A 10988-nucleotide genomic window follows, 5' to 3' on the forward strand; every position below is an offset into this window, starting at 1 on the left:
ACGGGTCAGGCGTCGACCGGTGACGAGGCGGTCAGGTGCTGGCGGGCGAACTCCAGCGCGGCGCGGAGGTCATCCTCGCGCACCGCGCGGCTCTTCGCGCCCCGGGTGGCGACCTCCACCGCCACCGCCCCGGTGAAACCCCGGCCGGCCAGCGAGGAGAGCAACTCCCCGCAGGGCTGGGTGCCGCGCCCGGGCACCAGGTGCTCGTCGCGGCCCTCGCCGGTGCCGTCACCGAGGTGCACGTGCGCCAGCCCGGCGCCCATCCGGTCGGCCATCTCCAGCGGGTCGCTGTGCGAGGCCGCGCAGTGCGACAGATCCAGGGTGTACGACGGGTAGCCGGCGTCGGTCGGATCCCAGCCGGGCACGTACGGGACGAACTGCCGACCCGCCATCCGCACCGGGTACATGTTCTCCACCGCGAAGCGCAGCCCGGTGAACCGGTCGGCGACGGTGGCCAGACCCTCGGCGAAGTTACGCGCGTAGTCGCGCTGCCAGGTGAACGGTGGGTGCACCACGACTGTCGGCGCGCCCAGCGTCTCGGCCAGTTCGGCGGCCTTGCGCAGGCGCTCCCACGGGTCCGGGCTCCACACCCGCTGGGTGACCAGCAGGCAGGGCGCGTGCACCGAGAGCACCGGCACGTCGTAGTGCGTGGAGAGGCCGCGCAGCGCGCCCGCGTCCTGGCTGACCACGTCGGTCCAGACCATCACCTCGACGCCGTCGTAACCGAGCGCCGCAGCCAGTTGGAACGCCGCCGCGGTCGGCTCGGGAAAGACCGACGAGCTGGACAGGAGCACGGGAACGCGGGAAGTCACATCAGCCAGCGTAGCCCGGCAGCGCCGGGGGCATCGTGACGAGCACCGGCAAATCGACCGAAAACGGCCTTCGGATCAGATCGGCTCGAGTTGATCGAGCCGGCGGAGGATGACCCCCTCCCGCAGCGCCCACGGGCAGATGTCCAGCGAGTCCAGATCCAGGCGGCGCATCACCGCCTCGGCGACCACGGCACCGGCCAGCAACTGGTGGGCCCGACCCGTGCTGACCCCTTCCAGCTCCATCAACTGGGCCGGCGGGATGTGCCGGATGAAGCCGATGACCTGCCGCAGGCCGGCCCGGGTCAGGCTGCGTCGCACCCACAGCCCGGCGCCGGACGGGGCCGCCCCGGCCAGTCGGGCCAGCGTGCGGAACGTCTTCGAGGTGGCCACCGCCCGATCCCAGCCCACCTCCGTCATCTGGTCGACGACCTTGTCCAGCCGGCCGTCCACGTACTCCCGGAGCTTGTCGACGGTCTCCGCCGATGGCGGGGCCGCACTGGCCGGGTCGACCCGCAGCCGCTCGCGGGTCAGCCGACCGGCCCCGAGCGGCAGGGAGACCGCGACGTCCGGGTCCTCGTCGATGCCGGCGGCGATCTCCAACGAGCCGCCACCGATGTCCAGCACCAGCAGCCGGCCCGCCGACCAGCCGAACCACCGCCGTACGGCCAGGAACGTCATCCGCGCCTCGTCCGCCCCGGAGAGCACCGCCAGACGTACGCCGGTTTCGTCCCGGACCCGGGCCAGCACCTCGGCCGCGTTGGTGGCGTCGCGCACCGCGGACGTGGCGAACGCGATCAGGTCGTCCGCCGCCAACCCGGCGGCCGCCGCCTTGGCCATGCCCACGGCCTTGACCAGGCCGTCCGCACCCGCCTCGGTCAGCGCACCGTCGGGGGCGATCTGCTCGGCCAGCCGGAGCACCACCTTCTCGGAGTGCGCCGGCCACGGGTGCGCGCCGTGGTGCGCGTCCACCACAAGGAGATGCACCGTGTTGGATCCGACGTCGAGGACACCCAGTCGCATGGTGAAGACCCTAGGCGCAACACGTTTGCGCGGCTCACCGGCCTGCGGACGTGACCGCGCGTAGGCTGGGCCGAGTGACGATGGAGCTCCGTGTGCTGGTGGACGACCCGGGTGACCCGCGCAGCCGCGAGGTGCCCCTGGACTTCCCTCGCGAGTGGATCGAGTTCGCCGACCCGGCCGACGAGACACACCTGATCCGGGCCGACCTGACCTGGCTGCTCTCCCGCTGGACCTGCATCTTCGGCAAGGGCTGCCACGGCATCATCGCCGGGCGGGCCGCCGACGGTTGCTGCTCGCACGGGGCGTTCTTCACCGACGCCGACGACGAGAAGCGGGTTCGCAACGCCGTCCGGCGGCTCACCCCGTCGACCTGGCAGCATTTCCGACGCGGGTTCAAGAACTGGACCGACGAGGACACCATCGACGGCAAGAACCCGGCCCGCCGCACCGCCACCCAGGGCGCCGACGGTCCGTGTGTGTTCCTCAACGACGCCGACTTCGCCGGCGGGGGCGGTTGCGCGCTGCACGCCCAGGCGCTGCGCGACGGGGTGCACCCGTTGGAATACAAGCCGGACGTGTGTTGGCAGCTGCCGATCCGCCGCGATCAGGACTGGGTGAAGCGACCGGACAACAGCAAGGTGCTGGTCTCCACGCTGTCCGAGTTCGACCGGCGGGGTTGGGGAGCCGGCGGGCACGACCTGGACTGGTGGTGCACCTCCTCGACGGACGCGCACGTCGGCACCGAGCCGATGTACCTGTCGTACGGGCCGGAGCTGACCGCCCTGATCGGCGCTGCCGCCTACGAGCGGCTTGCCGAGCTGTGCGCGACCAGGACCCAGCAGGGCATGATCGCCCCGCACCCCGCCGACGAACTCTAGCTGATCTTGGTAGCAGTCCTGCTACCATTGCGTCGTGGCCATGACGCTCCGGCTCGACGACGATCGTGAACGGCGGCTCCGTCTCGTGGCGGACGAGGAGGCGCGGTCGATGCACGCCGTCGTCGTCACCGCGATCGACGACTACCTGGCTCGACGAAACGCCAAGGAATTCGGCGACCTCGCTGACGAGATCATCGAACGCCACGCCACGCTGCTCGCACGCCTGGCGGAGTGATGACAGACGTCCGTTATCCCACGCTCGCTGACGTGGCGGGCATCGCCCGCAAGCTCGGCGTCGGAATCCGGGACGCCGGCCTCGCGGAGTCGGCCGTGGCCCGGCCGCAGACGAGCGTGTTCGGGGAAGATGCCTACCCCGACCTGTGGACCAAGGCCGCCGCGCTGCTGCATTCACTGGTCAACAACCACCCGTTCATGGACGGCAACAAACGGATCGGCTGGATCGTGGCCATCACCTTCCTGCTGCAGAACCGCGCCATCACGATCAGGCAGCTCGACGAGACCGATCAGGACGTCGCGTACGACCTGGTCATCGGCGTGGCAGAGAGCCGGCTGACGGAAGTGGCCGAGATCGCCGCCGCGTTACGCAAGCTGTTCTGAGCTCTGGGGTGCCGATCACCGCACTTCTCGCCCCGACGGCCGCCTGAGCAGCCGTGCAGTGCAGGCATGGGCGGAACGCCTTTGGAGCTGAATCGCTGACGACATCAGCGGCTGACTCGTTTGCGACATCAGCTCCAAAGGCCAAAGGCACGGCAGCACAGCCCGAAGGGGGCCTGCGTCGAGCGCAGACCCCCATCGGGTACGCCGATCACGGCTCGAACTTGTAGCCCAGGCCCCGGACGGTCACGATGAAGCGCGGCGCGGACGGCTCCGGCTCGATCTTGGAGCGCAGCCGCTTGACGTGCACGTCAAGCGTCTTGGTGTCGCCGACGTAGTCGGCGCCCCAGACCCGGTCGATGAGCTGCCCGCGGGTCAGCACCCGGCCGGCGTTGCGCAGCAGCAGCTCCAGCAGTTCGAACTCCTTCAGCGGCAGCTGCACGGCCCCGCCGTCGACGGTCACCACGTGCCGCTCGATGTCCATCCGCACCGGCCCGGCGGCCAGCGTCGGCGCACCCGCCTCGGCCACCTCCGGGCTCTGCCGGCGCAGCACGGCCCGGATCCGGGCGACCAGTTCCCGCGGCGAGTACGGCTTCGTGACGTAGTCGTCGGCGCCGATCTCCAGCCCGACCACCTTGTCGATCTCGCTGTCCCGGGCCGTGACCATGATGATCGGCACGGCGGAGCGCTGCCGCAACTGCCGGCAGACCTCGGTCCCCGACATCTCGGGCAACATCAGGTCGAGCAGCACGATGTCGGCGCCGGTCCGGTCGAACTCGGTGAGGGCGTCGGTGCCGGTCGCGGCGACCGAAACCTCAAAGCCCTCCTTACGGAGCATGTACGACAAGGCGTCGGAGAACGACTCCTCGTCCTCGACCACGAGAACGCGGCTCAACGGGGATTTCCTTTCCATTTGCTGTCAGACCTGCCGTAGCCCAGTCGGACCGGACTCGATCCCAACCGGCGGCAGTGTCGCCAGGAGGTCGTCCGGTGGACTGGCGGGCAGCCGGAGGGTGAACGTCGATCCACCACCAAGAGTGCTCGACACCTCGACCCGTCCGCCATGGTTGCTCGCAATGTGTTTCACGATCGCCAGGCCGAGCCCGGTGCCGCCGGTGGCACGCGAGCGGGCCTGGTCGGCCCGGTAGAACCGCTCGAAGATCCGATCCACGTCGGTGGGGGCGATACCGATGCCCTGGTCGGCGACGGCCACCTCGACGTGCTCGTCGTCGCCCCGGAGGGTCACCCGCACCGTGGTGTCCTCGCCCGAGTAGTTGATGGCGTTCTCCACCAGGTTCGCCACCGCCGTGGCGAGTTGGGAGTCGCTGCCGTACGCGGTGAGACCACGCTCCCCGTCCACGGTCACCACGACACCCCGGGCGGAGGCCGTGGTGCGGGTCCGGTCGACCACCTCGGCGATCACCCAGTCCAGCGCGACCGGCTCCGGCGGCGGCTGTGGCTCAGCCCCCTGCAACCGGGTCAGCTCCAGCAACTCCTGCACCAGCCGGCCCAACCGGGTCGACTCGTGCTGGATCCGTTCGGCGAACCGGCGGGCGGCCACCAGGTCCTCGGAGAGGTCGGGCGCCGCCGCGTCGGCCGGCTCGGTGGCGTCCAGCAACGCCTCGGCGAGCAGTTGCAAGGCCCCGATCGGGGTCTTGAGCTCGTGGCTCACGTTGGCCACGAAGTCGCGTCGTACCCGGGTCAGCCGGTGCGACTCGGTCACGTCGACCGCCTCGACCGCGATGAAGCCGTTGCCGAGACCCATCGCCCGCAGGTGCACGCCGAGCGGGTTCTCCCCCGCGCTGTCGCGACCCCGGGGCAGGTCCAGCTCGATCTCGCGCCGCACGCCGGTGCGTCGCACCTGGCCGGCAAGGGTACGGATCAGCGGGTGCGCGGCGATTGAGCCGGGGGTGCTGCCGGTACGCAGCAGCCCCATCGCGCGGGCGGCCGGATTGATCAACACGGGGACGTCGTCGTTGTCCAGTACCACGACACCGGCCCGGAGTGAGTCGATCGTCCGGCGGCCGAGCCCGGCCTGCTGCTCGTCGGCTATCGCGGGCCTCCCCCTGCTCCAGCGGAAGCTGACGCTCCCCGTCGACGTGGAGCGACCGTCCCGCCTCGGCAGGAACCGGGGCAGCAGCAGACCGGCGGCCATCCCGGCCACCAACGCCACGGCCACCACGACCGCCACCGCCCACTCCACCCGGCGATCGTAGGGTCATTGTTAACCTGGCTACCACACAGACCGGGACGAACTACCCTCACTTACGGAAGTGTTCACCCCCACGTCTGGCGTCGTTCACCGTGGTTCATCCGGGATCCGTCAGCGCGCCCTACCGTTGGCGTCGCACCTGCTCAACCCCCTGCGCCGGCACCCGTCGGCGGCGACCGACCACAGGACGTGATGATGCGCGACGAGTTCCGGGCCGACCTCCAGATCGTCAGCCAACTGCTGGTGGACATGGCGGAGGGCGTCCGCGCCGCCATGCGCCAGGCCACCCGGGCCCTGCTCACCGCCGACCGGCAGGCCGCCGAGACGGTCATCGAGCGGGACGCCGAGATCGACGACCTCTACCGGCACGTCGAGGAGCGGGTCTGTGACCTGCTCGCCCGACAGGCGCCGGTCGCCTCCGACCTCCGGGCGATGATCACCGCGCTGCACGTGGCCGCCGATCTGGAGCGGATGGGCGACCTCGCCGAGCACGTGGCGAAGACCGCGCTGCGCCGGCACCCCTCCCCCGCCGTCCCGGCCGAGCTGCGGACGGTCTTCACCGAGATGTCCGAGATCGCTGACCGGATGGCTGTGAAGATCGGTTCGGTGCTGGCCAAGCCCGACGCCGACCTCGCCGGCGAGCTGGACCGCGACGACGACGCTATGGACGAGCTGCACAAGAACCTGTTCGCGGTGCTGCTCGGCGACGACTGGCCGTACGGGGTGGAGACGGCGATCGACGCCACCCTGCTGGGCCGCTTCTACGAGCGCTTCGCCGACCACGCGGTCAACGCCGGCGAGCACGTGATCTACCTGATCACCGGGCAGAGCGCGCCCAGCAGCACCTGATCCGCACGGCAGGGGCCCCTCCATCGCTCTCCGCGATGACGAGGGGCCCCTTTTTCCGTGGCTCAGCGCCCCTGGTTGGCCACCGCCGCGGCGGCCGCCTTCGCAGCGGTCGGGTCGAGGTAGGTGCCGCCCAGGGTTTGCGGGCGCAGCTGCGGGTCGAGGTCGTAACGCAGCGGGATGCCCGTCGGGATGTTCAGCTTGGCGATCGCCTCGTCGGAGATCTGGTCGAGGTGCTTGACGAGGGCGCGCAGCGAGTTGCCGTGCGCGGCCACCAGCACCGTCCGGCCGGCCAGGATGTCCGGCACGATCGAGTCGTACCAGTAGGGCAGCATCCGGTCGACGACGTCCTTGAGGCACTCGGTGCGCGGCATCAGCTCGGTCGGCAGCAGCGCGTAGCGCGGGTCACCCACCTGCGACCACTTGTCGTTGTCGTCGATCGGCGGCGGCGGCGTGTCGTACGACCGGCGCCAGAGCATGAACTGCTCCTCGCCGTACTCGTCGAGGGTCTCTTTCTTGTTCTTGCCCTGCAGGGCGCCGTAGTGCCGCTCGTTGAGCCGCCACGACCGGCGTACGGCGATCCAGTGCCGGTCGGCGGCGTTGAGCGCCAGCTCGGCCGTGCGGATCGCACGGCGCATCACGCTGGTGTGCACGACGTCCGGCAGCAGGCTGTGCTCGCGCAGCAACTCGCCGCCGCGTCGCGCCTCGCCCTCGCCCTTCTCGGTCAGGTCGACGTCCACCCAGCCGGTGAAGAGGTTCTTGGCATTCCAGTCGCTCTCACCGTGTCGCAGCAGGACCAGCGTCCCGATGGTGGGCCCTTCGCTCGCAGTCATGCGGATCATCCTGCCTCAACCGCTCGGCGGACACGCGGGCAGCCGTCGTGACGACCACCACGTGAAAAAGCGGATGACCAGCGGATCCACCCGCCACTAGGGTTGTAAGGCACGCCAGTCACATCGGTCATTACTTGCAAGCGGGGCGCCATATGCGGACGATGCGGAGTTGGTTCCGGGACACCACCGGCGGCTTACCGACCACCTTCTGGTACCTGTGGTCCGGCACTCTGATCAACCGGCTCGGCTCGTTCGTCCTCGTCTTCCTCGCCATCTACCTGACCCAGGAACGTGGTTTCTCGGCCTCGCAGGCCGGTCTGGTGATCGGCCTCTGGGGTGTCGGCGGCGCGTTCGGCACGACCGCAGGCGGCACTCTCGCGGACCGCTGGGGCCGCCGACCGACGCTGCTCACCGCCCACGTGGGCGCGGCGGCCATGATGCTCGGGCTCGGGCTGGCCCGGGAGCTCTGGGCGGTGGCGCTGGGCGCGCTGCTGCTCGGCATGTTCGCCGAGGCGGCCCGGCCCGCGTTCGGGGCGATGATGATCGACGTGGTGCCGGCGAAGGACCGGCTGCGCGCCTTCTCGCTCAACTACTGGGCGATCAACCTGGGCTTCGCCTGCGCCGCCGTCCTCGCCGGGCTCGCCGCGCAGGCCGACTACCTGCTGCTGTTCGTGGTCGACGCGGCCACCATGCTGATCACCGCGCTGATCATCTTCAGCAAGGTGCCGGAGACCCGACAGGCCGGCCCCGCCACCGCCGCCACGGCGAAGGCGGTCCCCCTCGGCGCCCTGCGCACGATCCTCACCGACCGCGTCTACCTCGGCTTCGTGGCCCTCAACCTGTTCGCCGCGCTGGTGTTCCTCCAGCACATCTCGATGCTGCCGATCGCGATGGGCGACGACGGTCTGAGCCCGGCCACCTACGGCTCGGTGATCGCGCTCAACGGCATCCTCATCGTGGTCGGCCAGCTCTTCGTACCCCGACTGATCCGGGGTCGGAGCCGCTCGCACGTGCTCGCGCTGGCGTCCGTGGTGATGGGCGTGGGGTTCGGGTTGACCGCGTTCGCCGGGACCGCCTGGTTCTACGGGCTGACCGTGTTGATCTGGACGGTCGGCGAGATGCTCAACTCGCCCTCCAACTCCACGCTGATCGCCGAGCTGTCCCCGGCCGAGCTACGCGGCCGCTACCAGGGCGTGTTCTCCCTCTCGTGGCAGATCGCCGGGGCCAGCGCGCCGATCCTCGGTGGCCTGGTGCGCGAGCATGCCGGCAACGACACGCTCTGGTACGGCTGCGCCGCGCTCGGCCTGCTGACCGCGGTGGCCCACCTGGTGTCGGGGCCGGCCCGCGAACGGCGAGCGACCGCGCTACGCCGCTCCGGCGAGGCGTTGGCACCGACCACCGCGTCCCGAACGCCGCAGCCCGCCGACGCGTAACGGACTGGCGCGGTGGTACCGGAATTTCCTACTGTGCAGTTGAAACAGTTAACAATCTGAACTGTCGGGAGGTCGGGTGCACGCCCTGCGGCGCTGGTGGCACGACACCGCAGGCGGGCTCCCCGCCACCTTCTGGTACCTGTGGGCCGGCCTGCTGATCAACCGGGCCGGCGCGTTCGCCATGCTGTTCCTCTCGCTCTACCTCACCGACGTACGCGGCGCGAGCGAAGCGCTGGCCGGCACCGTGGTCGGCGCGTACGGGGCCGGCGGGGCGGCCGGCGTACTGCTCGGCGGGGTGCTCGCCGACCGCTGGGGCCGCCGGGCGACGCTGCTCGCCGCGCACCTGGCCACGGTCGGCCTGATGGTGGCGCTCGCCTTCACTCGACCTCTGCTGCTGATCGCGGTGCTCTCCGCGCTGATCGGCGTGGTCCACTCGATGCCCAGCCCGGCGTTCGTGGCGGCGATCGTCGACGTGGTGCCGGCCGAACGCCGCTCGCGCGCGTTCAACCTCCAGTTCTGGGCGTTCAACCTCGGCATGGCGGTCGCCTCGCTGCTCGCCGGGGTGCTGGCGGAGGCGAGCTTCACGGCGCTGTTCCTGGTCGACGCGGGCGCCACCCTGACCGCCGCCGCCGTGATCGCCTGGAAGGTGCCGGAAACCCTCCGGCTGGCAAGGCCGGCGGCCGACCTACCGCCCGTCACCGGTGCGGCGCCAAGGTCCGTCCGGACCCGCCGGCCGGGACTGCACACCGCGCTCACCGACCGCACCTTTTTGGTCTTCGTCGGGCTCACCTTCGTGCTGGCCGTACTCACCATGCAAACGTCGACGATCATGCCGCTGGCCATGCGCGCGGACGGCCTCGGCCCATCGGCGTACGGACTGGTGGTGGCGCTCGGCGGCGCGCTGATCGTGGTCGGGCAACTGTTCGTGCCCCGGCTGATCGACCGGCACCGCAAGGACGTCGTGCTGGCCGCCTCCACCGCACTGCTCGCGCTCGGCTTCGGGGCGCTCGCCATCGCCGACGAACTGGCCATCTACCTGGGTGCCGCCGTGGTCTGGACGGTCGGCTCGATGCTCGCCGCCCCGCCGAACGCGCAGATCAACGCGGACCTGGCACCGCCGCAGCTACGAGCGCGCTACCAGTCGGTCTTCTACCTGACGTTTCCGGCCGCGGCGTTCGTCGCGCCCACCCTCGGCGGCGTGAGCCTGCAGCACCTCGGCGACCGGCACTGGCTGATCGTGGGCGGGCTGGGTCTGCTGGCCGCGCTCGGGCACCTGCTCGCCGGACCGCCCCGGGAGCGGCACGTCGCCGCGCTGAGCCGGGTCGCCGGCCTGGAGCCGAAAGCCCCCACAGACCGCGTACCGACCGGGTAACCAACGCAAAGCGCCCACCACGTCCCTGAGGTCGTGGTGGGCGCCCGCCGGTGGGGCCGGCGGCGGCGGGCAACACTCACCCCCGTAAGCATCGCCCGCTCACGCCGCCGGTCCTAACAGGTGGGCACCGTCCCCCAACGGTTAATCCACCCGTCCCCTCGCGCCTCGTCTGGTGCGCGGATCTGATCGATCCGCCGCTCCCCCGAACGTTTCCAAACGTGGCGCGGTGCAATAAAGCTAGTTCGCCCGGATTCTGGATTCAACCCAGAACGGCTGTCTCGCCCGTCACAACTGGCGAGTATCCGCTGCTCCGGCCTCGTCCGTTGGCAACAGCCGGGTACCCGTCGGCCATTCCCGCAAACACCTCAACCGTCTTCCCGATCGGGTGACTCGGTCCGGAAGAAGTTGCTCTGCCGGCCGTCCCGCAACTGTTCCTGATAAATCAGGTTCAGCCGGCGCAGGTCAAAGGTGTAAAACCACTCATCCCAGGTGATCTCGCGGATCCGGCTGCTTTCCCGATATCCGGGAATGTTGAACGTCAGCACACCCGCCCGGCCGTCCCGCTCGGTACCGGCGATGGTCGCCGGCTTCGCCCCGCGTTCCCGGGCCCAGCGCTGGATCACCTCGTGATTCGCCGTGATCAGACTCCGCCCCGGGCGCTCCGGTCGGTCCGTGATCGACGAGATCACCTGCGAACTGCGGACCGACCGACCCGTACCCCGTCCGGTCCGGATCCCTCCGGCCGTCGTCCCGCCACCGCTCGACGGCGTCAGCGTGCGCTTGGCCGGCGCGCTCTTGGCCGCCGTGCTTTTGGCCGCCGCGCTCTTGGCCGGTGCCGTGCGCTTGGCCGTCGTGCTCCTGGCCAATGCCGTGCGCTTCGCCGCCGTGCTCCTGGCCGCCGTCGTGCGCTTCGCCGCCGCACTCTTGGCCGGCGCGCTCTTGGCCGCCGTCGTGCGCTTCGCCGCCG

11 protein-coding genes and 1 pseudogene are annotated in these 10988 nt (G+C 70.5%); 6 read left to right on the plus strand and 6 right to left on the minus strand.

Annotation, left to right across the window (positions count from 1 at the left end; translation table 11 throughout):
• Positions 1 to 5 precede the first annotated feature (5 nt).
• Positions 6 to 812: a sugar phosphate isomerase/epimerase family protein gene (locus PSH25_RS07665; protein ID WP_238658329.1), complete on the minus strand. Its 807-nt coding sequence runs from the start codon at positions 810 to 812 to the stop codon at positions 6 to 8.
• Positions 813 to 887: 75 nt separating this feature from the next.
• Positions 888 to 1832 (minus strand): Ppx/GppA phosphatase family protein, encoded by a 945-nt coding sequence (locus tag PSH25_RS07670; protein ID WP_238658330.1) that lies wholly within the window; start codon positions 1830 to 1832, stop codon positions 888 to 890.
• An 80-nt stretch (positions 1833 to 1912) separates the two neighbouring features.
• On the opposite strand from PSH25_RS07670, the gene PSH25_RS07675 reads away from it, so the two are divergent.
• Genes PSH25_RS07675 through PSH25_RS07685 form a run of 3 tightly spaced genes read left to right on the plus strand, consistent with a single transcriptional unit; the run spans position 1913 to position 3328 of the window.
• Positions 1913 to 2710 carry a DUF3109 family protein gene (locus PSH25_RS07675; RefSeq protein WP_238658338.1) on the plus strand — a complete coding sequence of 266 codons (798 nt, stop codon included), beginning with the start codon at positions 1913 to 1915 and terminating at the stop codon, positions 2708 to 2710.
• A 40-nt stretch (positions 2711 to 2750) separates the two neighbouring features.
• Entirely contained in the window at positions 2751 to 2945 is a 195-nt protein-coding gene (locus tag PSH25_RS07680; protein ID WP_238658331.1) for a hypothetical protein, read from the plus strand.
• A 32-nt stretch (positions 2946 to 2977) separates the two neighbouring features.
• Positions 2978 to 3328 carry a type II toxin-antitoxin system death-on-curing family toxin gene (locus PSH25_RS07685; RefSeq protein WP_238658332.1) on the plus strand — a complete coding sequence of 117 codons (351 nt, stop codon included), beginning with the start codon at positions 2978 to 2980 and terminating at the stop codon, positions 3326 to 3328.
• A 208-nt stretch (positions 3329 to 3536) separates the two neighbouring features.
• On the opposite strand, the gene PSH25_RS07690 is transcribed toward PSH25_RS07685, so the two are convergent.
• Positions 3537 to 4220: a response regulator gene (locus tag PSH25_RS07690; RefSeq protein WP_030329696.1), complete on the minus strand. Its 684-nt coding sequence runs from the start codon at positions 4218 to 4220 to the stop codon at positions 3537 to 3539.
• 24 nt (positions 4221 to 4244) lie between these two features.
• Positions 4245 to 5528 carry a sensor histidine kinase gene (locus PSH25_RS07695; protein ID WP_238658333.1) on the minus strand — a complete coding sequence of 428 codons (1284 nt, stop codon included), beginning with the start codon at positions 5526 to 5528 and terminating at the stop codon, positions 4245 to 4247.
• A 204-nt stretch (positions 5529 to 5732) separates the two neighbouring features.
• Between PSH25_RS07695 and phoU the strand changes: the two genes are divergently transcribed.
• Positions 5733 to 6386 carry a phosphate signaling complex protein PhoU gene (gene phoU / locus PSH25_RS07700; RefSeq protein ID WP_238658334.1) on the plus strand — a complete coding sequence of 218 codons (654 nt, stop codon included), beginning with the start codon at positions 5733 to 5735 and terminating at the stop codon, positions 6384 to 6386.
• Positions 6387 to 6448: 62 nt separating this feature from the next.
• On the opposite strand, the gene PSH25_RS07705 is transcribed toward phoU, so the two are convergent.
• Positions 6449 to 7216 (minus strand): phosphoglyceromutase, encoded by a 768-nt coding sequence (locus PSH25_RS07705; protein WP_238658335.1) that lies wholly within the window; start codon positions 7214 to 7216, stop codon positions 6449 to 6451.
• 152 nt (positions 7217 to 7368) lie between these two features.
• Between PSH25_RS07705 and PSH25_RS07710 the strand changes: the two genes are divergently transcribed.
• Both PSH25_RS07710 and PSH25_RS07715 read left to right on the plus strand, forming a co-directional pair.
• On the plus strand, positions 7369 to 8649 hold the full coding sequence (locus PSH25_RS07710) for an MDR family MFS transporter (protein ID WP_238658336.1): 1281 nt from the start codon (positions 7369 to 7371) through the stop codon (positions 8647 to 8649).
• Positions 8650 to 8725: 76 nt separating this feature from the next.
• Positions 8726 to 10021 carry an MFS transporter gene (locus PSH25_RS07715; RefSeq protein ID WP_238658337.1) on the plus strand — a complete coding sequence of 432 codons (1296 nt, stop codon included), beginning with the start codon at positions 8726 to 8728 and terminating at the stop codon, positions 10019 to 10021.
• A gap of 365 nt (positions 10022 to 10386) precedes the next feature.
• On the opposite strand, the pseudogene PSH25_RS07720 reads toward PSH25_RS07715, so the two are convergent.
• Positions 10387 to 10988 (minus strand): annotated as a pseudogene (locus PSH25_RS07720) (hypothetical protein); the annotation flags it as partial.

The sequence above is a fragment of the Micromonospora foliorum genome (assembly GCF_022229015.1).
Lineage (GTDB): Bacteria > Actinomycetota > Actinomycetes > Mycobacteriales > Micromonosporaceae > Micromonospora > Micromonospora foliorum.